Here is a 23336-nt window from a genome sequence, read left to right as displayed (position 1 = left end):
GTCCGTGCAGTCCGGAGGCGCTCGAACGAGGGCCCCGCTCGTACGAGGGCCCCCTGCCGAGCAGCACCTGCTCATCGTCCGGCGTCAGGCAACGAGCGGGTCAACGGGTCCCCCGGCCTCCTGGACATGACGCCCTACGGCCGTGGCGAGGCGTGGGAGGACAACCCCGAGGGGCGCGGCCCGTGCTGCTCCTGGCGCTCGGACGCGGACGGGAACCCCACCTGGGGACCGACCAGCCGCCCCGTACCGCAGTGGACCCGCCCCGGCGCGACCCCCGTGGACACCCTCGGCCGCAGCGGCCACCACCACTGAGTCACTCCCGGCCCTCCGGGGCGCCCATGCGCAGGACGAGCCGCAGGGTCTCGGTCAGGACGGCGGTGGGGACGGAGGGGTCGGCGACACGTTGGACACCGAGGCCGATGCCCAGGCTGAGGAGGGCCATCGCGGCCCGGTCGGCGGGCATGGCCGGGGGGACGCCCCGCTCCTGGGCGAGCGCGTCGAGCAGCTGGGCCAGGGCCTCGCGGACCGCGGCGACGCGCGCGGTGATCTCCTGCCGCAGCTCGTCGTCGTGACGCGCGCTGGTGAGGAACTCGACCTCCAGCGTGGTCCAGGCCTCGTCGCCGATGTGCGCCTCGGCCCACGCGGCGAAGGCCGCCAGGCGGTCGTCGAGGGCGGCCTCGCCCATGACGGCGTCCGTGAGCAGCGCCAGCTGTTCGGCCCGGATGTCGTCCAGCGCGGCAAGGCACAGGTGGTCCTTGCTGCGGAAGTTGGAGTAGACGGCGCCCTTGGAGTAGCCGGCCGTCTCCGCGACGTCGCTGAGCGAGGTGGCGGCGTACCCGTGGGAGAGGAACAACTGTCGCGCGGTGGCGACGAGCCGCTCACGCGTGCGTTCCTGACTCTCGACGCGGCTGAGGCGGGCCATGTCTCGCTCCCTCTCCCGTCCTGCGCGGCGTTCTCGGGAACCTCCCGCGGTTCCGTACTCTCCCAGCCCCCGGATCCTAACTCCGGCACGGTCTGTCCACCGCTTTCGGATACCGCTAGTATCCGGATCTCGTCGGTATCCCGAATGGGCGGAGACCTCAGTGACCGCGACGAGCACACCAACGACCCCTTCTCGCACGACCCCCTCCCGGGGACTGGTCCTGGGCTGCGGCGGAACGCTCGGCGCGGCCTGGACGACCGGCGCCCTGCACTCGCTCCAGCGGGCCACGAGCTGGGACCCGCGCGACGCGGAGGTCCTGGTGGGCACCTCCGCCGGGGCCGAGGTGGCGGCGATGCTCGGTGCCGGTGTCGGCGTGGAGGAGCTGCTGGCCGCGCAGCTGGGCCGACAGGACGCCCGTCCGGAACTCCGCCGACACTTCGCCGCCCCGCCCCGGGCGCTTCCGCCCCGGCCCGCGGCCTTCCTCGGGTCGCCCCGGCTGGCACGCCACGCGCTGGGCCGCACCGCTCCCGCGCCGGCCGGGCTGTCCGGCCTACTGCCCCAGGGCCGCGGCGACGCCCGCCGGCTGACCACCCTCGCGGACTGTCTGACGCCTCCCGGACAGTGGGTCCGGCATCCGGCGACCTGGCTGGTGGCCACCGACTTCGACACGGGCCGCCGTACCGTCTTCGGGCACTCCGACACCCGGCCGGTCGCCCTGCGGGACGCGCTGCGGGCGTCCTGGGCGGTGCCGGGCTGGTTCCCGCCCGTACGCATCGGGGGCCGCCGCTACGCCGACGGCGGCATCCTCTCCACCGCGTCCGCCGACCTCCTGATCCCGAGCGGACTCGACGAGGTGTACGTCATCGCGCCGATGAGCTCCCGCTCCCCCGGACCGCGCCGGGGACTCGGCCGCGCGGAGGCGCTGCTGCGCCGCGTCATGACCCGCACGCTGGACGCGGAGTGCGCCGCGCTGCGCGCGGCTGGCACCCGGGTCGTCCGGATCGAGCCCACCGCCGCCGACCTGGAGGTGATGGGCGGCAACTTCATGGACCCCCGGCGCCGCCTGACGGTCCTGGAGACCTCCCTGCGCACGACACGCGCCCTCGTCCGCGAGGCCGTACGCGCCGACGCCACCGCCGACGCCGACGCCGGCGCCCGGACAGGAGCCTGAGATGCACCAGCCCGAAAGTCCCGACAGCCCCGACAGCCCCAAGACGCCGGAGAACCCCGAGAGCCCCGAAAGCCCCGCCGGAACCGTCACCCGCGAGACCCGCCACGTCGAGGCGCTGATCATCGGCAGTGGTCTCTCCGGCATCGGAGCGGCCGTCAAGCTGCGCGAGGCGGGCGTACGTGACCTGGTCCTCGTCGAGAAGGCGGACGACCTGGGCGGCACCTGGCGCGACAACACCTACCCGGGCTGCGCCTGCGACGTGCCCTCCGCCCTGTACTCGTACTCCTTCGCGCCCAACCCGGAATGGACGCGGGCCTTCGCCGGCCAGCCCGAGATCCACTCCTACCTCCGCGACACGGCGGCCGCGTACGGCATCACCCCACTCATCCGCTACGGCACCGAGGTCACCCGGGCGCAGTGGAACCCCGCCGACGCCCGCTGGCACGTCGAGACCAGCCGCGACCACTACACGGCCCGGTTCCTGATAGCGGCGGCCGGGCCCTGGCACGAACCCCTGCTCCCCGACATACCCGGCCTCGCCGACTTCCCCGGCGAGGTCTTCCACTCCTCGCGCTGGCGCCACGACCACGACCTCACCGGCGCCCGTGTGGCCGTCGTCGGCAGCGGCGCCTCGGCCGTGCAGTTCGTGCCCGCCGTCCAGCCCCGCGTCGGCCGGCTCCACCTGTTCCAGCGCACCGCCCAGTGGGTGCTGCCCAAGCCCGACCACCCGGTACCGCGCGCCGAACGCCGGCTGCTGCGGAGTCTCCCCGGAGCCCAACGGGCGCTGCGGGGCGCGGAGTACGCGGCGCTGGAGGCCCTCGGCGTCGGCTTCCGCCACCCGGCCCTCCTGCGGGCGGTGCAGAAGGTGGGCACGCTGCACCTCCGGGCCACCGTCAAGGACCCGGCCCTGCGGCGGGCGCTGACCCCCGACTACACCCTGGGCTGCAAACGGCTCCTGCTCTCCAACACCTACTATCCCGCCCTGACCCGGCCCAACGTCACCGTGCACGCCACGGCGGTGAGGGCCGTCGAGGGCAGCCGCGTCATCGGCGAGGACGGCAGCCGCGCGGACGTCGACACGATCATCCTGGGCACCGGCTTCCACATCCTCGACATGCCCATCGCCCAGCGCGTGTTCGACGCAGGCGGTGCCGGCCTCGACGACCACTGGAAGGGCAGCCCCGACGCCTACCTCGGCACCACCGTCAGCGGCTTCCCCAACGCGTTCGTCCTTCTCGGACCGCACCTCGGCACCGGCCACTCCTCCGCGTACACGGTCCTCGAAGCACAACTGGACTACGTGGCGGGTGCGGTGCGCCACTTCCGCTCGGCGGGCTGGACCAGCATGGACGTACGTCCCGAGGTGCAGGCCGCCTTCCACGCCGAGGTCCAGCAGGCGCTGCCGTCCACCGTGTACAACGCGGGCGGCTGCTCCAGCTACTACCTCGACGACAACGGCGTCAACAGCTTCAGCTGGCCCTGGTCGACGGGCCGGATGCGCCGACGGCTGGCGCGGTTCGACCCCGAGGCCTATGCCGTGACGGGTGCCGCCGGCTGAGGCCGCCGCCCGATGGCCGCGACCAGGAAGGACAGGCCCGTGGTCACGGCGGCGGTCCCCAGCATGACCATCGTGACGCCGATGACGAAGAGGCCGCTGGCGTCGTCCGACCAGTCGTGGAAGGAGGCGACGGTCAGGCCGGCCGTGGTGCCGACGACGGCGCCCGTGATGTGGCGCCGGGACGCCGCCCAGACCACCGGTATCAGCAGGGTCAGCACCAGGCCGATCACCTGCCACGCCTCGTACGGGCCGGTCGACGAACCGTCAGGATGCAGGTCACGCCGCTGGTCCCAGCCCAGCCAGGCGGCCCACATCGTCAGGGCGGCCACGGCCGTCACCAGGGCCGACAGCAGGTGGGGAACGTGTGCACGAAGGCGTTGGCTCATGACCCCAGCCTCTCGGTACGCCCCTTTGCCCACCAGAGCGCAAGTACTCAGCTCCACCCGAGTACATGAGCGGTAGGGGAGCTGCCCCCTAAGCGGGTGAAGCCTGGGCCCTGGCTCGTGGCGCGGGGCATGGATGAAGCCCCCGGCCGTATCCGGCCGAGTCGGCGGACACGACACGCTGGAGTTGAGCGATGAAACCGATGAAGCAGAACCCTGACCGGACCGACCCCACCGGCACCACGACCCACCGCGTCCCGGTCCTCGTCGTCGGGGGTTCCCTCGTCGGCCTGTCGGCCTCGGTGTTCCTGGGCCGGCTGGGGGTGCCGCACATGCTCGTGGAGCGGCACTCCGGCACCTCCATCCACCCGCGCGGCCGGGGCAACAACGTCCGCACGATGGAGCTGTTCCGGACGGCCGGCGTCGAGCCGGGCATCCGGCGGGCCGCCGCCACGCTGGCCGGCAACCACGGCATCCTGCAGACGCCCACCCTGGTCGGCGACGCGGGCGAGTGGCTCTTCAAGGAGATCGACGCGGGCGGCGGCCTGGCCCGGTTCAGCCCCAGTTCATGGTGCCTGTGCAGCCAGAACGACCTGGAGCCGGTGCTGATCGAGCACGCCGCGCAATACGGCGGCGATCTGCGGTACTCCACCGAGATGATGTCGTTCGACAGCGATGCCTCCGGTGTCACCGCGATCGTCAAGAGCCGGGAGACCGGCGAGCACACCACCATCCGCGCGGACTACCTCATCGCCGCCGACGGCCCCCGCAGCCCCGTCCGCGAACAGCTCGGCATCGGCCACAGCGGGCCCGGCGACCTGTTCCACAACGTCAGCGTCACCTTCCGCTCCCGCGGCCTCGCCGAGGTCGTCGGCGACCGCCGCTTCATCGTCTGCTACCTGACGAACCCGGACGCCGACGGGGCGCTGCTGCCCGTGGACAACCGGGAGAACTGGGTCTTCCACGCCCCCTGGCACCCCGAACACGGCGAAACCCTGGAGGAGTTCACCGAGGAGCGGTGCGTCGAGCACATCCGCCGCGCGGTCGGGGTCGCCGACCTCGACGTCGAGATCACCGGCAAGGCCCCCTGGCACGCCGCCCAGCGCGTCGCCCTCAGCTACCGGTCGGGACGTGTCTTCCTGGCCGGCGACTCGGCCCACGAGATGTCCCCCACGGGGGCCTTCGGCTCCAACACCGGGATCCAGGACGCCCACAACCTCGCCTGGAAGCTGGCGGCGGTGCTCGGCGGCTGGGCGGGCGAAAGCCTGCTGGAGACGTACGACGCCGAGCGCCGCCCGGTGGCGGAGGCGACCAGCGCCCGCGCCGCCGCCCGGTCGGTCGAACACAGCCACCCCGGCTTCGCCCCGGCGCCCGGCGTAGGCGGTGGCGGCGGCCCGCAGCGCGGCATCCTCAACGTGGCCCTCGGCTACCGCTATCCGCAGGGTGCCGTCCTCGGCACCGACCCCGAGACCCCGGTCGTCCCGGAACGCCTCGACCTGTCCGGCGAACCCGGCAGCAGGGCACCCCACATGGCGGTACGGCACCGGGGCGAAAGCATCTCCACCCTGGACCTCTACGAACGCTCGCTCGTCCTGCTCAGCGACGCCGACACCGACGCCGACACCGGCGCGGACGCGGACGCCGGCGGACCCGGCAACTGGCACGAGGCCGCCCTCCGCCTCGCCGAGACGATGTCCGTACCCCTTGCCTCGTACCGCTTCGGCACGGGACCCGATGCCGAGCTGACGCCCGAGGGCGACAGGGACTGGGCGGCGGCCCACGGCACGACGCCCTCGGGTGCCGTACTCGTCCGGCCCGACGGGTTCGTGGCGTGGCGGTCGCCGGGGGCGGTCCCGGACACCGAGTCCGCACTGCGCGACGTCCTGACCACGCTGCTGGGGACGGTCTGACCGTTCCTGTGGGCTGAGCAGGGGTGAGTCCGTTCGGCCGCGCGCCCCGAACGGTCCTGGGCGAGCCGGTCCCCGGCGTTCTCGGCCCCGGGTGGCGACACGCATCCTGTGCGTGGTCCGGGCCCGGGCCGCCCCCGCGACCGGAGGCCGCCGATGGACACGGTCCTGCGCGACCTGGCCAGAAGGAGGGCACGGCCAGAGGCGACGGCGAGGCCCTGAACCACGCTCTGGTGGAGCAGGGCCCCGCACGCTGACGCCGTATCCGGTGTCCCAGGTCGCACGGCCACGTCAGCTCGATCGGCCCAGGGCCCCGCAAGCCCGCCGGCGGACGAGCACACGATCGAGCCAATTCGGCCTTGTGCGCTCTCCTTGGTGAGCAGTTCAAACCCTCGACGCACCCAGCCGGCCGGCTCCGGGAGACTCCGGGGCCGGCCGGCTGCGTCATGCGGTCGCATCGCCCCGCGTCGCCCCGCGTCGCCCCGCATCGCCCCGCATCACCTCCGCGTCGTCCCGCGTCTCCCCGCATCGCCCCGCGTCTCCCCGCATCACCTCCGCGTCGCCCCGCGTCTCCCCGCATCACCTCCGCGTCGTCCCGCATCACCTCCGCGTCGCCCCGCATCACCTCCGCGTCGTCCCGCGTTGCGTCCGCGTCGCCTCCGCCGTGAACTCGCCTGCCGGGCCGGGCGGGTTCACCCAAGTGATCGTCTTGAGTGGTGACGGGGAGACAGCGGGCTGACGGTGGATCACGTCGGGGGCGGGTCACCCCAGCTGACGAAGCGTCGGCTGCCCGTCCACCGACGGAAGGATCGTCAGATGCGCTCTGCTCGCATGCTCCTGGTCACCGCGGCGGCTTCGGCCGTCCTCACGCTCGGCGCGCCCGGCGTCGCGTACGCGTCCGGAGGCTGGGACACCACGGACTCCTCCTCCAGCGAGGAACACGGCAAGGACAGCCACGAGGCGCCGCGCGGGGACATGCCCACGGGTGGCGGCACGCCGACCACCGCGACCGACAACGGCTGGAGCAAGCAGGACTCGGAGACCACCAAGGGCGGCGAGCAGGGCACGGCGCCCGGCGCCGCGAAGCAGGACACCGGCCCCGGCGCCACGAAGCAGGACGAGAACTCCTGGAGCGGCAAGCAGGGCGGGGAGTCCTGGAGCGGCAAGCCCGAGAAGCCCAGTGGTGGGGTGCACACCGGTGGTGGCGGTCTCGCCTCGCCGTCCGTGACCGCCGGCGGGCTCGCCGTCCTGGCCGTCGCCGCGACCGGTCTGTACGCGGCGCGCCGCAAGAAGACGGCCGGAAGCGCGGCCTGACCGTGACCGGCGCGCCGGCCGCCATGACCGGCGCGCCGGCCGCCATCACCGGCCGCCGCCGCCGCGTGGCGGCCCGGCCGGTCACCCGTGCGGCGCACCGGTCACCCGCGCAGTGCATACGAGTCGCGCGCCGGAAGGGGCGGGCTCAGGATCGAGGCACGCCGACGTCACGCCGATCCGGCCGACGTCCGTCCGTCCCGCCCCCCACCGAGGAGATGTGCGCAGGATGACCACCACCTCCGAACGTCTTACGGAGACACTGAAGCGACAGGTGTCGCAGCGGGTCTCCCAGTCCGTCTTCGACGGCTCCCGGCTCCGTGTCGTCCTGCTGGTGGACGTCTACGACGGGGCCCAGCAGCAGTTCCTGGAGGCGTACGAGCAGCTGTGCAACCAGGTCGCGTCCGTCCCCGGCCATGTCAGCGACCAGCTGTGCCAGTCCATCGAGAACCCCTCCCAATGGCTCATCACCAGTGAGTGGGAGAGCGCCCCGCCCTTCCTCACCTGGGTGAACAGCGAGGAACACGTGCAGATGGTGAAGCCGCTGCACAACTGCGTCCGGGACACCCGTTCGCTGCGCTTCCACATCGTCCGCGAGACCGGCGGCCCGGCCGTGCAGGCCGAGTCGGGCGAGCGTCGGCTCCAGACCTCGCCCCGGATCGGTGACGGCCTCATCCGGCACGCGCTCACCTTCACGGTCAAGCCGGGCAGCGAGGAGAAGGTCGCCAGGATCCTCGCCGACTACGCCGCGCCGGAACCGAAGGTCGACGACACCACCCGGCTCTGCCGCACCTCCCTGTTCATGCACGGCAACCGGGTCGTCCGCGCCGTCGAGGTGCGGGGCGACCTGCTCGCCGCGCTGCGGCACGTCGCCCGGCAGCCCGAGGTGCGGGCCGTCGAGGAGGCCCTCAACCCCTATCTGGAGCAGGACCGGGACCTCGACGACCCCGACTCCGCCCGGGTCTTCTTCACCCGCGCGGCGCTGCCCGCCGTCCACCATGTGACGGCCGGCCAGGAGAGCCCGGACGCCGTACGGCACGCGCTGTACTACCCGGCCCGTGAGGGCTGCGGTCTGCGGCTGGCCGAGTTGCTCGCCCGGCAGGACGAGGCGGCGGCGGACGACCCGCAGGGGCCGGTGCTGCGCAGCACGATCTTCCAGCGCGACGACATCGTGGTGCGGCTGGTCGACGTACGCGGCGGGATCGACAACGACCCCGGCCCCGTGCTCGGTCTCACCGACCGTGCCCGCGCTGCCGAGCTGACGGCGCTCCTCGACGGCGGCGCGCTCGGCGCGAAGGGTTCACCGAAGGACGGTGCTCCCGCCCGGCTGCTCACGGTCGCCCGCATGGAACTCGTCACCGACCGCCGGGCGCCCGACGCCTGACCCTCCGGCACCCGGGCCGTGACGGCCCCGCGCCCTGCCGGTGCAGCACCTGTCCGATGCAGCTCATGTTCGGAGGAACGTCGTGATCAATCGCCATCCCGGCATCGTGGATGTCAGCGAGGTCGAGCCCAACACCCGGCGCGGCGGCGACCTGCGCGCCATGCTCACCCCCACCACAGTCGGCTCCACCAGCGGTTTCATGGGCGTCGCCATCGTGCCGCCCGGCGACCGCATCGCCGAGCACTACCACCCGTACTCCGAGGAGTTCATCTACGTCGTCTGCGGCCAGCTGGAGGTCGACCTGGACGGCGAGCCGCACGAGCTGCGGCCCGAGCAGGGGCTGCTGATCCCCGCCCACATGCGCCACCGCTTCCGCAACGTCGGCAAGGTGGAGGCCCGCATGGTCTTCCACCTCGGTCCGCTGGCCCCGAGCCCGCCGCTCGGCCATGTCGACACCGAGGACGCGAACGGCGTACCGATCCCGGTGGAGGCGGCCCACTCGGGTGCGGGACGGGCGGCCGAACGGCCTCAGGTCCGCTCATGACCAGGCGCGTGGCGGTCACCGGCATAGGCATCGTCGCTCCGGGCGGCATCGGTGTCCCGGCGTTCTGGAACCTGCTGGCCGACGGTCGTACGGCGACACGCGGCATCACCTTCTTCGACCCGTCCGGGCTGCGTTCGCGGATCGCCGCCGAGTGCGACTTCGACCCGGCGGCCCACGGACTGGACGCGGAGCAGGTCGCCCGCTGCGACCGGTACATCCAGTTCGCCCTGGTGGCCGGTGAGGAGGCGATCCTGGACTCCGGCCTCGACCTCGCCTCGGAGAACCCCTGGCGGGTCGGTGTCTCCCTGGGCACGGCGGTCGGTGGCACCACCCGGCTGGAGCACGACTACGTCCTGGTCAGCCACCGCGGGCAGCGCTGGGACGTGGACCACCGGGAGGCCGGGCCGCATCTGCACCGGGCGTTCGCGCCCAGCACCCTCGCCTCTACGGTCGCCGAACGCTTCGAGGCCCGCGGGCCGGTGCAGACCGTCTCCACCGGCTGCACCTCGGGGCTCGACGCCGTCGGGTACGCCTTCCACACGATCGAGGAGGGCCGGGCCGACATCTGCATAGCCGGCGCCTCGGACTCGCCGATCTCCCCGATCACCATGGCCTGCTTCGACGCGATCAAGGCCACCTCCCCCGACAACGACGACCCGGCCCACGCCTCCCGCCCCTTCGACGCCAACCGCAACGGGTTCGTCATGGGCGAGGGCGGCGCCGTACTCGTCCTGGAGGAGCTGGAACACGCCCGGGCCCGCGGCGCCCATGTGTACTGCGAGATCGGCGGCTACGCCACCTTCGGCAACGCCTACCACATGACCGGTCTGACCACCGAGGGCCTGGAGATGGCACGGGCCATCGAGGACGCCCTCGACCACGCCCGGATCGACCGCACGGCCGTCGACTACGTCAACGCGCACGGGTCGGGCACCAAGCAGAACGACCGGCACGAGACCGCCGCCGTCAAACGGACGCTCGGCGCGCACGCCTACGACACACCCATGAGCTCCATCAAGTCCATGGTGGGCCACTCCCTGGGCGCGATCGGCGCGATCGAGGTCGTCGCCTGTGCCCTGGCCCTGGCCCACCAGGTCGTCCCGCCCACCGCGAACTACGAGACCCCGGACCCCGAGTGCGACCTGGACTACGTCCCGCGCGTCGCCCGCGAGCGGCGGCTGACCAATGTGCTCTCCGTGGGCAGCGGGTTCGGCGGGTTCCAGTCCGCGGTGGTCCTGAGCCTGCCGAGGGAGGAGAGGACACGATGAGCGAACGGCGTCCTCGGCGCGCGGCCGTCACCGGAATCGGCGTGGTCGCGCCCAACGGAACCAGCACCGAGACGTTCTGGAAGTCCACCAGGGAGGGCATCAGCGTCCTGGACCGGGTCACCCGTGAGGGCTGCGAGCACCTGCCGCTGCGGGTGGCCGGCGAGGTCCGGAACTTCGACCCGCCGTCGGCGGTCGAGGAGCGCTACCTCGTCCAGACCGACCGCTTCACGCACTTCGCGATGGCCGCCGCCGACCAGGCGCTCGACGACGCCCGCCTCGACCGGCCCGAGACCGACGCCGCGCCGTTCTCCGTGGGCGTGGTCACCGCGGCCGGCTCCGGCGGCGGCGAGTTCGGGCAGCGGGAGCTGCAGCAACTGTGGTCCAAGGGCAGCCGCTTCGTGGGGCCCTACCAGTCCATCGCCTGGTTCTACGCCGCGACCACCGGCCAGATCTCCATCCGCCGCGGCTTCAAGGGCCCCTGCGGGGTCATCGCCTCCGACGAGGCCGGCGGCCTGGACGCCCTGGCGCACGCGGCGCGGGCCGTGCGGCGCGGCACCGACGTGATGGTGGCCGGCGCGACCGAGGCGCCGCTCGCCCCCTACTCGGTGGTCTGCCAGCTCGGTTACGAGGAGCTGAGCACCGTCGCCGACCCGGACCGCGCCTACCGTCCGTTCACCGCCACGGCCTGCGGATTCGTGCCCGCCGAGGGCGGCGCCATGCTGGTCGTGGAGGCCGAGGCCGAGGCCCGGGAACGGGGCGCGCCCGTACGGGCCCTCCTGGCGGGCCACGGGGCGACGTTCACCGGCGCCTCCCGCTGGGAGGAGTCCCGGGCCGGACTCGCCGAGGCGATCCGGGTCGCCCTGGACGAGGCCGGCTGCGCCCCCGAGGAGATCGACGTGGTCTTCGCCGACGCCCTCGGCGTACAGGCGGCGGACCGCGCCGAGGCGCAGGCGATCGCGGACGCCCTCGGCGCGCACGGCACCCGCGTCCCCGTCACCGCGCCGAAGACAGCCATCGGCCGGGGCAACGGCGCGGCGGCCGTACTGGACGTCGCGGCGGCGGTGCTCGCGATGGAGCACGGCGTGATCCCGCCCACCCCCAACGTCTTCGACGTCTGCCACGACCTCGACCTCGTCACCGTCGGCGCCCGTGCCGCCGAGCCGCGCACGGCACTGGTCCTCAGCCGGGGACTCATGGGGTCGAACTCGGCGCTGGTGCTCCGGCTCGGCACCGGCGATCCCTCCTGACCATCCCGCACCAGGCACCACCAACGCACCACCAACGCATCACCTACGCACCAAGGAGAACCGCATGAGTGACCGCATCACCGTGGAAGAGCTGTCCGAGCTCATGAAGAAGGCCGCCGGGGTCACCGTCACCCCGGAGGAGCTCAAGCAGCGCCTGGAGTCCGGCTTCGATGTCATCGGCATCGACTCGCTCGGTCTGCTCGGCATCGTGGGCGAGCTGGAGAACCGGTACGGCACGCCGATGCCGCCGGACGCGGAGAAGAGCCGCAGCCCCCGGCAGTTCCTCGAACAGGTCAACGGCGCGCTTCTGGCAGGTGCCTGAGATGGCCGGGCACACGCAGAACGAGATCACCATCGCCGCGCCGGTCGACCTGGTCTGGGACATGACCAACGACGTCGCGAACTGGCCCCGGCTGTTCAGCGAGTACGCCACCGCCGAGATCCTCTCCGAGGAGGGGAACCGGGTGACGTTCCGGCTGACCATGCACCCCGACGAGAACGGCAAGGTGTGGAGCTGGGTCTCGGAACGGGAGACGGACCGCGAGACGCTCAGCGTGGAGGCCCGCCGCGTCGAGACCGGGCCCTTCGCCTACATGAACATCCTGTGGGAGTACGAGAAGGTCCCGGGCGGCACCCGGATGATGTGGACGCAGGACTTCTCGATGAAGCCGGACGCGCCGGTCGACGACGACTGGATGACGGACAACATCAACCGGAACTCCAAGGTCCAGATGGCCCTGATCCGGGACCGCATCGAGAAGGCCGCCGCCGAGCAGGGTGCCGCGCCGGGCCTGACCGACTGAGCGCCAGCCGACCGAGCCGGACGGAGAACACCTCATGCACCAGTCCCTGATCGTCGCCCGGATGGCCCCGGGCGCCGCCCCCGACATCGCCAAGATCTTCGAGGAGTCCGACCGAGGGGAGCTGCCGCACCTCATCGGGGTGTCCCGGCGCAGCCTCTTCCAGTTCGACGACGTGTACCTCCACCTCGTCGAGTCCGAGCGGGACCCCACCCCTGCCATCACGAAGCTGGCCGGTCACCCGGAGTTCCGGGGCATCAGCGAACGGCTGTCGGCGTACGTCACCGCGTACGACCCGGCGACCTGGCGTTCGCCGAAGGACGCGATGGCGAACTGCTTCTACCGGTGGGAGCGGGACGGCCGCTCCTGAACCCGCCGCCGGCCGCCGGGCACGTGAGGACCACGTGCCCGGCGGCCTGTGCGATCAGCCGGGCACGTGGCAGTCGAAGGCGTGCAGATAGGCGTTGACCGGCCGCACGTCGTCGATCACCAGCCCCGCGTCCGTCAGCCTGCGGGTCATGCTCTCGGTGGTGTGCTTGGCCCCTCCGACGTTCAGGAGCAGCAGCAGGTCCATGGCGGTGCTGAACCGCATCGAGGGCGAGTCGTCGACGAGGTTCTCGATGACCACGACCCGTGTCCCGGGGCCGCCCGCCCCGATGACGTTGCGCAGCAGCCGGGCCGTGCTGTCGTCGTCCCACTCCAGGATGTTCTTGATGACGTACACATCGGCCCGGACCGGGACGGCCTCGCGGCAGTCGCCGGGGACGACGCGCATCCGGTCTGCGAGCGCGCCGCCCGGACGCAGCCGCGGGTCGGCGTTCTCCACCACGCGCGGCAGGTCGAGCAGGGTGCCGTGCAGCGACGGGTGCTTCTCCAACAGGCTCGCCACCACGTGCCCCTGGCCGCCGCCGATGTCGGCGACGGACGAACTCCCCGACAGGTCGAGAAGCTCGGCGACGTCCCGCGCGGACTGCACACTGGAGGTCGTCATGGCTCGGTTGAAGACGTCGGCCGACTCCGGGGCGTCCTCGTTGAGGTAGACGAAGAACTCCTTGCCGTACAGCTCCTCGACGACGTTGTGGCCGGAGCGCACCGCCTCGTCCAGCTTCGGCCAGGCGTCCCAGGTCCACGGTTCGGTGCACCACAGGGCGATGGCGCGCAGGCTGTGCGGGTCGTCCTCGCGCAGCAGCCGGGACATGTCGGTGTGCGCGAACGTCCCGTCCGGCCGTTCGGTGAAGACGCCGTAGCAGGACAGGGCCCGCAACAGCCGTCGCAGCGGCTTCGGTTCGGCCTTCACCGCCGCCGCGAGGTTCTCCACGGTCTGCGGAGTGTCGTCGAGGGCGTCGGCGACCCCCAGCCGGGCGGCCGCGCGCAGGGCGGCGGCACAGGCCGCGCCGAACACGAGTTCCCTGAACCGCATGGGGGGCGGAGGTGATGCCTGGGCGCCCTGGGCCGTGTGCGCGGCCTGGGTCCGTGAGGTCGGAGCGGTGGGTGGTGGCTGTGCCGTCCGTCCGGTCTGAGCGGTCGTCATGTGACGCCCTTCTTCTTCGAGTTCATGAGCGACCGGGCCGGTCAGCACAGTCCCGCGGGCTTGGACGCCCGGCAGGTGTTGCCCGTGAAGGTGTTGCCCTTGCCGGCGGTGTCCGTGTTGACGATGTCCGCCGGGGAGTTGGCCTCCAGCAGGTTGTCGGTGATCCGGTTCCGCTGACTGGTGGTGCCCACGAAGCTCTTCCAGACGACGATGCCGCCCGACAGCGGGGAGGCGCCGACGTTCCCCAGGATCCGGTTCCGGGTGACGAGGGTGTCCTCGGTACCGGTCAGCACGATGCCGATGCCCTGCAGGGCGTCCAGCCGCGCGGTCTTCGGGCAGGACTTGTTGTTCCGGTCGATGAGGTTGTCGCGCACGGTCAGCGCGCCGGCCCTCGGCTTGTTCTCGTCGCCCACGACGAAGACGCCCGCGCAGTTGCCGGTGAGGTGGTTGTCCGCCACGGTGAGGTTGCGCAGCCGCCGGACGGTGAGGCCGATCCGGTTGCCCTCCAGGCGGTTGTGCGCGACCACGGTCCCGCCGCTGTCGGTGGCGCCCTGCTCGGCCTTGATGGTGTTCGCGAGGAACAGGCCCGCGTCGCCGTTGTCCCGGGCGGTGTTCTTCCGGAACACGCCGCGCACCGAACGCTCCTGGGCGATGCCCCACACGCCGTTCTTCACCGCGGTCACGTGCCGCACGGTCAGCCCGTCGGTGTCCTGGGCGAACACTCCGGACCCGGTGAACCCGGTGACGGTCAGGGCGGCGACGGTGACGTCCTCGACCTTGCTGTCCTTGGTCCCGATCACGCAGATGCCGTTGCCGTCGGCACAGCCGCCGGCGGCCTTCTTCGCGGGGGGTGAGACGACCGTGCCGCGGCCCATGCCGCGCAGGGTGATCCCGGGTGTGCTCACCCTGACGCTCTCGCGGAACTTGCCGGAGGTCACGAGGACGGTGTCCCCCGCCGCGGCGGCGTTCACCGCCTTCTGGATCGACTGCCCCGGAAAGACCACATGGGTCCGGTGGTGGGCGACAGCCTGCGGGGCGGCCCCGAGCCCCACCCCGATGAGTGCCGCGATACATGCCATGGAGGCGATATGCCATTTCGTCATATTCCGCAAGATATGACCACATGCGTCAAGAACAGGCCCGATAGTCCATCCGACGGCGTGTCCCGCCCGTCGACTCCCCTCACGGCCCGGCTCCGGCCTCTCCTCGGGGCCGCGGCGGACGTCTCGGACTTCCGCGGATGGGGTCGGCCGGGGTCAGCCGGGCCAGGCGCCGGTCAGACGCCGGGTCGCCACGGCACCACCGCGGTCGACGACGGCTTTGACTCCGGCGAATATCGCGCCCTGTACGACGGCCGCCGACACGACCTCGCGCCAGGTACGGTCCTCGTCGGTCGCGTCGGGGGCGCCCTGATCATGCCCGAGCTTCTTCCACACCTGTTTGAACACCCCGCCGGCCGGCGCACCGCTGACGGCGCCCAGCGCCGGACCGACGGGCTTGTAGGCGATCTTCGAGGCCTTCATCACGTCTCCTCGCTGCCGAAGCCTGCCCCCCGCCCCTCCCCGCCGCCTCAGTGTTCGAGACGGCGGTGGTCCTCCTCGTCCCACTTCCGGGTGTCGCGCGGTTGGACGTACGGCTCCTCGTGCGGGGGATGACCGCCCTCGATGGCACGGCGGCGGGCCAGCTCCGCGTCGAACTCCAGGCCGAGCAGGATCGCCAGGTTCGTGATCCACAGCCAGACCAGGAAGATGATCACGCCGGCGAGGGCACCGTACGTCCTGTTGTACGAGCCGAAGTTCGCCACGTAGAACGCGAACCCGGCGGAGGCGATCATCCAGATCAGCAGGGCGAGGAAGCTGCCCGGTGTGATCCAGCGGAAGCCGCGGACCTTCGCGTTCGGTGTGGCCCAGTACAGGACCGCGATCATGACCGTGACCAGGAGGACCAGCACCGGCCACTTCGCGATCGACCACACGGTGAGAGCCGTGTCGCCGACCCCGAGCGCGGTGCCCAGCTCCCGCGCGAGGCCGCCGGTGAACACCACGATCAGCGCGCTGATCACGGCCATGACCATCAGCAGCACCGTCACGCCGACCCGGACCGGCAGCACCTTCCAGACCGGGCGGCCCTCGGGGACGTCGTACACCGCGTTCGCGCTCCTGATGAACGCCGCGACGTAGCCGGAGGCCGACCACACCGCGAGCGCCAGAGCCACGATCGCCATGACCGAACCGAGCCCCGCGTTGCCCTGCATCTGCTGGACCGCGTTGGTCAACACGTCCCGGGCGGCGCCGGGGGCGAGTTTCTGGATGTTGTCCAGCACCTGCTGCGTCGCCGACTCCCCGACGATCCCCAGCAGGGACACGAGTGCCAGCAGCGCCGGGAACAGGGCCAGGATCCCGTAGTAGGTCAGTGCCGCCGCCCGGTCGGTCAGCTCGTCCTTCTTGAACTCCTTCAGGGTGCCTTTCAGCACCGAACGCCAGGAGCGCCCGGACAGGTCCGTGGGACTGTCCGGCGCCCGCCGCTCCACCTGCTCGTCCGGCCCGGCGTTCGGCCCCGCCTCCGGCTTTGTGTCCGACCGCTTGTCATGTCGCTTCAGCGTCCGCATCATTCCGGGCGGGTATCCGACCAGTACCGACCCATGCGCACATTCACGACATAACAGTCAGCGCGGGGGCGCCGGGCGGTCGTAGACGTTGTCCGGGGTGACGATCTCCGTGATCGCGCGGGCGAGGAGCGAGGACGGCTCCTGGCCGTCGTGGGTGACGTCGGTGTTGAGCAGCAGCACCAGGGTGGCCTTCCGCGACGGCAGGTAGACGGTGACGCTCTGGTATCCCGGGATGGAGCCGTTGTGCCCGATCCAGCCGCCGGAGTCGAAGATGCCGAGGCCGTAGCTGGTCCCGGGGAAGCCGGTCGGCAGCATCCTGAGCCGCTCCCGCTGGGTCTGCGGGCTGAGCAGCGTCCCGGTGGCGACGATCCTGGCCCAGCGGCGCAGGTCGTGCAGGTCCGAGATCATCGCCCCGGCCGCCCAGGCCCAGCTGGGGTTCCAGTCCGTGGCGTCCTCGATCTCACCGCTCAGCGTCTGGTTGGTGTAGCCGTGTGCGTGCGGCTCGGGGAACTCGCGGCCCTCGGGGAACAGCGTGTGGCGCAGCCGGGCCGGGTGGAGCACCCGCTCGCGGATGAAGTCGGCGAGGGGCCGCCCGCCGACCTTCTCGACCACCAGTCCGAGCAGGATGAGGTTGGTGTTGGAGTACTGGAACTCCTCACCCGGCGCAAAGGTGTTCGGATGCCGGAAGCCGTACGCGAGCAGCTCCCGCGGGGTGAACGAACGGCCCGGGTCGCTCAGCAGGGCCCGCGCGAAGTCCGAGTCCGCGCTGTACGGGAACAGGCCGCTGCGCATCTCCGCGAGATGGCGCAGGGTGATCCGGGCACCGTTCGGCACACCGCGGACGTAGCGGGAGATCTGGTCGTCCAGCCGGATCAGACGGTCGTCGACGAGTTCGAGCAGCGCGGTGACCGTGAAGGTCTTGGTCTCGCTGCCGATCCGCATGAACTGGTCGGTGGTCATCCGCCTGCGGGTGACCGTGTCGGCGACCCCGGTCGCGCGGACGTAGCACCCCTTGCCCGGCATCCACAGTCCGACGGCGACGCCGGGGATGCCGGCCTCCCGGCGGACGTCCGCGACGGCCTTGTCCAGCCGGGCGGTCACTCCACGGCCGAGGCCGCCCGATGGGCACTCGTCCTTGCTGTGCGGGTCGCCCTTGTCGTGGCGGTCCACCTTGTCGTACCGGTCGACGCGTGCGGTGTGGACGGCCGCGGCGGGCGTCACCGCCATCGGGGCCAGGACGGACGCCACCAGCAACGCGGCGGCGAACAGACGGCGGGAGGGGGTACGTCGCATGTCGGGGCGCCTCTTCCGGATCAGGGACCAGAGGGGCCAACGTCACCATCCGGGCCCCGGGCCGAGGCCCCCGTCCGGGACGTGCGGGGGCGAGTCCACTCGTTCGGAGCCAAGCGAACCTTCACCATTTCAACCACCATCCAGTGCGGTTCGAAACTCGCGAAAATCCCCATCGATCGCTATTCTCCCGAATGCCCAAAATCAGGTATCGACTCCTCTCGTGCCGGTCGGAAAAGCGGACCCCGAATGGACTGATTCAAATGAGAACCGATTATGATTCGGTAGATCAACACTTCGACGGGCAGCCCTTCGAGACACAGCCCATCTGGCTCCCCGGCCCAAGGGCCGCGTCCGGCGTGTGGGACCCGAACGACGAGCTGATCCACATGCCGTACATGACGCACCACGTGGATCCCACCCCTCCCCTGCCGGACGTGCGCGAGCGCCCGCGCCGCCCGGTCAGCCGACGGCGGCCACGCCCGGGCGCCCACATCTTTTCCAAAAACCCTAGGATCGTCCCAGTCGTTTTCTTAATTACGACAATCGCCGTGTGCGCACTGACGATGCTTTATTGGTCCGTCTCTTATTCGTACGGTCAGCTTCGCGGCATCGCGCTGCTGGTCGTGGCGGAACATCTGGCGCGATGGTGGCCCCTGACCGTGTACGGGCCGTGGCTCCTGGCGGGTCTGTCCATCCTGCGGGCATCCGTTCAGCAGCGGACCGCCCGGCGGTCCTGGGCGGTGATGCTGCTCTGCTCCGGCACGGCGGTGGCCCTGTGCATCGGCCAGTCTCCGGGTTCCCTGCTGGCCATGGCGATCGTCGGGATCCCGCCGATCACGGCCCTCGTCTGCTTCCGTGAACTCGTCGGCCAGTTCTCGTCCGGGCACGGCCCCCGCCACGCCGCCGACACCCTCAACGGGCCGAAGCAGGGCAGGCCGTAGGCCCCCGAAGGATCCACGGGGTCATTCGAGGGTCTGTTCCGTCCAGATCGTCTTGCCCGTGGGGGTGGGGCGGGTGCCCCAGCGTTCGGTCAGCTGGGCGACCAGGAGCAGACCCCGGCCTCCTTCGTCGTAGGCGCGGGCGCGGCGCATGTGAGGTGTCGTGCTGCTGCCGTCCGAGACCTCGCAGATGAGGCTTCTGTCGTGGATCAGCCGCAGCTGGACGGGCGGTTCGGCGTGCCGGATGGCGTTGGTGACCAGTTCGCTGACGACCAGCTCGGTGACGAAGGCCGCGTCGTTGAGACCCCAGCTCTCCAGCCGGCAGAGGGCGTTCTTGCGGGCCTCGGCGACCGAGGAGGGGTCGGAGGCCACGTCCCAGGTGGCGACCCGGTCGGGGTCGAGTGCGCGGGGGCGGGCGACGAGCAGGGCCACGTCGTCGGTGGGTCGCTCGGGCAGTACGGCGCCCAGGACCCGGTCGCACAGCGCGTCCAGGGAGGCGGCGGGGGCGGCGAGGGTCCGACGCAGCCGGGTGATGCCGTCGTCGATGCCGGTGGCGCCGCCGTTGTTCTCACCGTCCCGGGATTCGATCAGGCCGTCCGTGTAGAGAGCTAGCAGGCTGTTCTCCGGCAGTTCGGTCTCCCGTGACTCGAAGGGCAGCCCACCCAGGCCCAGCGGGGGTCCCGCCGGAAGGTCGAGCAGTTCGGCGGTGCCGTCCGGGCTCACCACGACCGGCAGCGGATGCCCCGCCCGGGCGAGCGTGCACCGGCGCGAGACGGGGTCGTACACGGCGTACAGACACGTCGCGCCGACGACGCCCGCGGTCACGTCCCCTGGCGCCGCCCCTCCCTCGGCGGCCCGCTCCGCACCGGCCTCCGCATCGGTGGCCAGACGGGCCACGAGGTCGTCGAGGTGGGTGAGCAGTTCGTCCGGAGGCAGGTCGATGTCGGCGAGGGTGCGTACGGCGGTCCGCAGCCGGCCCATGGTCGCGGAGGCGTGGATGCCGTGGCCCACGACGTCGCCCACGACCAGTGCCACCCTGGCCCCGGACAGCGGGATGACGTCGAACCAGTCGCCGCCCACCCCGGCGCGGGCGCCGGCCGGGAGGTAGCGGGTGACGACCTCGACCGCGGCCTGCTCGGGCAGGCTCTGCGGCAGCAGGCTGCGCTGCAGGGTGACGGCCGTCGCGCGTTCGCGCGTGTAGCGCAGGGCGTTGTCGATGCTGACGGCCGCTCGGGCCGACAGTTCCTCGGCCAGGACGAGGTCGTCCTGCTGGAAGGGCTCGGGATGCCGGTGCCGGGCGAAGACGGCGACGCCCAGGGTGGTTCCGCGTGCCGACAGGGGCACGGTCATCACCGAGTGGAACCCGAAATCGCGGATACGGGAGGTCCGGAGCTGGTCCTGGGCCACCCAGTCGGCGATCGCGGGCTCGGTCACCCGGTACAGCGCGGCACGGCCCGAGCGCAGACTCTCCACCGGCGGCGAGCCGTCCGGGTACGCGTCCACCCCGCCCGGCGCGACGACCGCCTCCGGGCTCCCCGGCAGCACGGACTGGTGGGCGATGCGCCGCAGGGCGATGGCGCGGCCGGCCTCGGCGGCCTGCGGGGGTGGTTCGCGCAGGTCGTCGAGGGACGCCAGGAGGTCGACGCTGATGAAGTCGGCGAGGTCCGGGACCGCGATGTCCGCCAGTTCCTGCGCCGTCCGCGTCACGTCGAGGGTGCTGCCGATGCGTTGGCCGGCCTCTGCGATGAGCTGGAGGCGTTTGCGGGCCCAGTACTGCTCCGTCATGTCGTGCCCGGTGGTGGCCACGCCGAGGACGCGGCCGTCTTCGGCCTCCAGCCGGTAGAGGTGGACCGACCAAGCGTGTTCGCGGGTCTCGCCGGGTGCCCGCGCGTGGTTCTCCATGTACTGCGGTTCGCCAGTTTCCAGGACCTGCCGCATCAGCCGCTCGACCTCCCCCATGGCCGGGTCGTCGATCGCCTCCGTCATCCGCAGCCCGCGCAGGTCGTCGTCGCCCAGCCCCAGGGCGTCCCGTGAGGCCCGGTTGGACCGGCGCCAGCGCAGGTCCGTGTCGTGCACCGAGGTGGCGCAGCTCGGGGAGTCGAGGAAACCGCGCAGCGCGAGCGCGTCGTCACCGGGGCGGGGCCGCGTCCCCGCCAGGGCGGAGACCAGAAACCAGTCGCGGGTCCCGCAGTACGTCGTGCGGTGATGCGCCAGGACCCTGACCTCCAGGCGGCGGCCGTCACGGTGCCGCAGGACGAGCGTGCCGTGCCATCTCGGCAGGCCGGAGGAGGACGGGAGGGCGCTCGCCGGGGGCTCCTCGGCGAGCAGGGAGGCGGCCGGCCGACCCAGGATCTGCGTCGGCGTGTAGCCGAGCAGGCGTTCGGCGCCGGCGCTCCAGCCGGTCACGGTGCCGTGTTCGTCGACGGTGGCCCGCACGGTGAGCGCCTCCCCGAACGCGTCCGGGCCCGGGTCCACCCCCGGTTCGTCGACGACATGCCGCTCCATGGCCGCTCATCTCACTCTCGCCCGAGCACCCCCCGTCGAGGCTCTCCTCGCTACCTTTGATATGTCCCGTCACACCCGTTTCACTCTATTTCGCGACCGCCACATGGGCTTCACCGCCCCCGCCTCCACCCCGTCCCACCCCACCCCTGCCCCCGCACTACGCCGACCCGGCGGGTTCCGGCGTCCTCACGGCGGTCCGCGGTGACGGGGTGACGGGGTGACGCGGTGACGGGGTGAGCAGCGCGGGCGGATCAAGGTCGGGCCGGATCAGGGTCGGGCCTGCCTCGTCGGCGATCGCGGCGCGGCCCTCACGCGCCGGGCGGGCGCGCACAGACAGTCGTAAGCACCCGAACAATCTGTGGCCCTACACGTGTCACTCCCTTGCCAGGCAGGCGCGTTGAGGCCAACATGGGGCAGCTCGTTTGAGCCGAAACCACATCCTTCATTTCCGCCCGACAGGTGAGGCATGTCTACAAGTGCGTCCAGAATGCGGCACGCGGCCGGCGACGGTTACGCGTCCACCGGCTCCCTCAAACAGAACGCGCTCGGCGTCCTGGGCATCCTCTTCTTCGTTCTCTCCGCGCAGGCGCCACTGACCGGTGTCGCCGGGGCGGCACCGGTGGCGATAGCCATCGGCAACGGCCCGGGAGTCCCCGCGATGTACGTCGTGGCGGGGGTGGTCGTCCTGCTCTTCTCCGTCGGCTACGTCGCGATGGGCCGCCATGTGGTCGACGCGGGCGCCTTCTACTCGTACGTCGGCAAGGGCCTCGGCGGTACGGCCGCCGCGGGCAGCGCGGGCGTGGCCCTGCTCGCCTACCACGCCATCCAGGCGGCGGTGTACGGCCTGTTCGGCGCCGTGATGAACGGGCTGGCGCTGCAGTACCTGGAGACGGACGTGCCCTGGTGGCTGTTCGCGCTGGGCACGATGGTGATCGTGCAGGGGCTCGGCGCGACCGGCGTCGACGTGGGCGCCAAGGTGCTCGCGGTGTTCGTGCTGGCCGAGATCAGCCTGCTGCTGGTCTTCGGCGTGGTGATGCTCCTCAAGGGCGGCGGCCCCGAGGGACTGGCCCCGGGCTCCTCCTTCTCCCTGTCGGCCGCGCTGGAGGGCGCGCCCGGCGTGGCACTGATGTTCGCGGTGGCGTCGATGTTCGGCTTCGAGGCGACCGCGATCTACGGCGAGGAGGCGCGCGAGCCGCACAAGACGGTTCCCCGGGCCACCTATCTCGCGGTCGTCCTCGTCACGGCGTTCTTCGCCTTCACGTCCTGGATGCTGATCTCGGCGCACGGCCCGTCCTCCAGTGCGGCCGCCGCGGGCAAGGCCCTGGAGGCCGGGGACGGGGCGGCCTTCGTCGCCGCGCCGGTCTCGGCGGAGCTGGGCGCGTGGGCGGGGGACGCGCTGCCGATCCTGCTGGCCACCTCGCTCTTCGCCAGCATCCTGGCCTTCCACAACTCCGCCAACCGCTATCTGTTCTCCCTGGGCCGGGAGGGCCTGCTGCCGCGCACGCTGAGCTCGCTCAACGGCCGCCAGTCGCCGTGGCTCGCGGGTGTCGTGCAGACCGGGGTCGCCGCGCTGCTGGTCTTCCCCTTCGCCCTGGCGGGCAAGGACCCCGTCCTCACCCTCTTCTCCTGGCTCAGCGGTCTCGCCGTACTGGCGATCATGCTGCTGTACTTGTTGACCTCCGTGTCGGTCATCGTGTACTTCCGCCACGAGCGGTCCGGCGACACCCGCCTCTGGAACACCCTGATCGCCCCGGCCCTGGGCGCCGGCGGCATCGCCGGTGCCATCTGGCTGATCATCTCCAACTTCACCACCCTCATCGGCGGGGACACCGCCACGGCCGTCTGGCTCGGCCTGGCCGTCCCGGGCGCGCTGCTGGCGGGCATGGCGATGCCCCTGCTGGCCCGTTCGCCCCGCAGGCGGTAGCAAGAACCTCACACGGTCACGGCCGGGAACACCCCGTACGGG

The 23336-nt window shown here is 71.9% G+C and carries 21 protein-coding genes and 1 pseudogene; 14 read left to right on the top strand and 8 right to left on the bottom strand.

Annotated elements, in window-relative coordinates; all coding sequences use genetic code 11:
* Positions 1-87: 87 nt before the first annotated feature.
* A pseudogene (locus OG858_RS24445) lies at positions 88-312 on the top strand (DUF899 family protein); the annotation flags it as partial.
* A 1-nt stretch (position 313) separates the two neighbouring features.
* Here OG858_RS24445 and OG858_RS24440 read toward each other — a convergent pair.
* A complete protein-coding gene (locus tag OG858_RS24440) occupies positions 314-922 on the bottom strand; it encodes a TetR/AcrR family transcriptional regulator (protein WP_086748984.1) in 609 nt (202 codons plus the stop codon).
* 160 nt (positions 923-1082) lie between these two features.
* Between OG858_RS24440 and OG858_RS24435 the strand changes: the two genes are divergently transcribed.
* Together OG858_RS24435 and OG858_RS24430 are read left to right on the top strand one after the other, a co-directional pair.
* Positions 1083-2093 (top strand): patatin-like phospholipase family protein, encoded by a 1011-nt coding sequence (locus OG858_RS24435; protein ID WP_328544452.1) that lies wholly within the window; start codon positions 1083-1085, stop codon positions 2091-2093.
* 1 nt (position 2094) lies between these two features.
* Positions 2095-3651 (top strand): flavin-containing monooxygenase, encoded by a 1557-nt coding sequence (locus OG858_RS24430; protein WP_086748986.1) that lies wholly within the window; start codon positions 2095-2097, stop codon positions 3649-3651.
* Here OG858_RS24430 and OG858_RS24425 read toward each other — a convergent pair.
* Positions 3624-4037: a hypothetical protein gene (locus tag OG858_RS24425; protein ID WP_319260662.1), complete on the bottom strand. Its 414-nt coding sequence runs from the start codon at positions 4035-4037 to the stop codon at positions 3624-3626. The two genes, OG858_RS24430 and OG858_RS24425, sit on opposite strands and share 28 nt — an antisense overlap.
* 191 nt (positions 4038-4228) lie before the next feature.
* Here OG858_RS24425 and OG858_RS24420 point away from each other — a divergent pair, with 191 nt between their 5' ends.
* The 9 genes from OG858_RS24420 to OG858_RS24380 all read left to right on the top strand — a co-directional run bounded on the left by OG858_RS24420 (position 4229) and on the right by OG858_RS24380 (position 12865).
* Positions 4229-5944 (top strand): FAD-dependent oxidoreductase, encoded by a 1716-nt coding sequence (locus OG858_RS24420; protein WP_328544453.1) that lies wholly within the window; start codon positions 4229-4231, stop codon positions 5942-5944.
* Between the two features lie 813 nt (positions 5945-6757).
* A complete protein-coding gene (locus OG858_RS24415) occupies positions 6758-7255 on the top strand; it encodes a hypothetical protein (RefSeq protein WP_086746130.1) in 498 nt (165 codons plus the stop codon).
* 226 nt (positions 7256-7481) lie between these two features.
* Positions 7482-8636 carry a SchA/CurD-like domain-containing protein gene (locus tag OG858_RS24410; RefSeq protein WP_086746131.1) on the top strand — a complete coding sequence of 385 codons (1155 nt, stop codon included), beginning with the start codon at positions 7482-7484 and terminating at the stop codon, positions 8634-8636.
* A gap of 82 nt (positions 8637-8718) precedes the next feature.
* Complete coding sequence (locus OG858_RS24405; protein ID WP_037690155.1) at positions 8719-9180, top strand: cupin domain-containing protein; 462 nt, start codon at positions 8719-8721, stop codon at positions 9178-9180.
* Complete coding sequence (locus tag OG858_RS24400; RefSeq protein WP_086746132.1) at positions 9177-10448, top strand: beta-ketoacyl-[acyl-carrier-protein] synthase family protein; 1272 nt, start codon at positions 9177-9179, stop codon at positions 10446-10448. The genes OG858_RS24405 and OG858_RS24400 overlap by 4 nt, the downstream gene beginning before the upstream one ends.
* On the top strand, positions 10445-11695 hold the full coding sequence (locus OG858_RS24395; protein ID WP_328544454.1) for a beta-ketoacyl synthase N-terminal-like domain-containing protein: 1251 nt from the start codon (positions 10445-10447) through the stop codon (positions 11693-11695). The genes OG858_RS24400 and OG858_RS24395 overlap by 4 nt, the downstream gene beginning before the upstream one ends.
* Before the next feature lie 64 nt (positions 11696-11759).
* Positions 11760-12017: an acyl carrier protein gene (locus tag OG858_RS24390; RefSeq protein ID WP_086746134.1), complete on the top strand. Its 258-nt coding sequence runs from the start codon at positions 11760-11762 to the stop codon at positions 12015-12017.
* Between the two features lies 1 nt (position 12018).
* Entirely contained in the window at positions 12019-12498 is a 480-nt protein-coding gene (locus OG858_RS24385; protein ID WP_319068737.1) for an SRPBCC family protein, read from the top strand.
* A 34-nt stretch (positions 12499-12532) separates the two neighbouring features.
* The gene (locus OG858_RS24380; RefSeq protein ID WP_086746136.1) at positions 12533-12865 is read left to right on the top strand and encodes a TcmI family type II polyketide cyclase; all 333 of its coding nucleotides are present in this window, start codon (positions 12533-12535) and stop codon (positions 12863-12865) included.
* A gap of 54 nt (positions 12866-12919) precedes the next feature.
* Here the strand turns inward: OG858_RS24380 and OG858_RS24375 are convergent, their stop codons facing one another.
* From OG858_RS24375 to OG858_RS24355, 5 genes are all read right to left on the bottom strand, one after another.
* Positions 12920-14026 carry a methyltransferase gene (locus tag OG858_RS24375; protein WP_373420752.1) on the bottom strand — a complete coding sequence of 369 codons (1107 nt, stop codon included), beginning with the start codon at positions 14024-14026 and terminating at the stop codon, positions 12920-12922.
* A gap of 41 nt (positions 14027-14067) precedes the next feature.
* A complete protein-coding gene (locus OG858_RS24370) occupies positions 14068-15129 on the bottom strand; it encodes a right-handed parallel beta-helix repeat-containing protein (protein ID WP_319068736.1) in 1062 nt (353 codons plus the stop codon).
* A 153-nt stretch (positions 15130-15282) separates the two neighbouring features.
* Positions 15283-15549 carry a DUF4235 domain-containing protein gene (locus tag OG858_RS24365; protein WP_319260648.1) on the bottom strand — a complete coding sequence of 89 codons (267 nt, stop codon included), beginning with the start codon at positions 15547-15549 and terminating at the stop codon, positions 15283-15285.
* A 47-nt stretch (positions 15550-15596) separates the two neighbouring features.
* The gene (locus OG858_RS24360) at positions 15597-16637 is read right to left on the bottom strand and encodes a YihY/virulence factor BrkB family protein (protein WP_086752768.1); all 1041 of its coding nucleotides are present in this window, start codon (positions 16635-16637) and stop codon (positions 15597-15599) included.
* Positions 16638-16691: 54 nt separating this feature from the next.
* Positions 16692-17927 (bottom strand): serine hydrolase domain-containing protein, encoded by a 1236-nt coding sequence (locus OG858_RS24355; protein WP_086752770.1) that lies wholly within the window; start codon positions 17925-17927, stop codon positions 16692-16694.
* A gap of 191 nt (positions 17928-18118) precedes the next feature.
* Here OG858_RS24355 and OG858_RS24350 point away from each other — a divergent pair, with 191 nt between their 5' ends.
* Positions 18119-18868, top strand: coding sequence for a DUF2637 domain-containing protein (locus OG858_RS24350; protein ID WP_319068729.1), 750 nt, complete (start codon positions 18119-18121; stop codon positions 18866-18868).
* 21 nt (positions 18869-18889) lie between these two features.
* Here OG858_RS24350 and OG858_RS24345 read toward each other — a convergent pair whose 3' ends face one another.
* The gene (locus tag OG858_RS24345; RefSeq protein WP_328544455.1) at positions 18890-21370 is read right to left on the bottom strand and encodes a SpoIIE family protein phosphatase; all 2481 of its coding nucleotides are present in this window, start codon (positions 21368-21370) and stop codon (positions 18890-18892) included.
* A gap of 487 nt (positions 21371-21857) precedes the next feature.
* On the opposite strand from OG858_RS24345, the gene OG858_RS24340 reads away from it, so the two are divergent.
* Complete coding sequence (locus tag OG858_RS24340; protein WP_328545310.1) at positions 21858-23294, top strand: APC family permease; 1437 nt, start codon at positions 21858-21860, stop codon at positions 23292-23294.
* The last annotated feature ends 42 nt before the right edge of the window (positions 23295-23336 follow it).

The organism is Streptomyces europaeiscabiei (assembly GCF_036346855.1).
GTDB lineage: Bacteria > Actinomycetota > Actinomycetes > Streptomycetales > Streptomycetaceae > Streptomyces > Streptomyces europaeiscabiei.
This window is presented reverse-complemented; position numbering and strand designations above follow the sequence as displayed.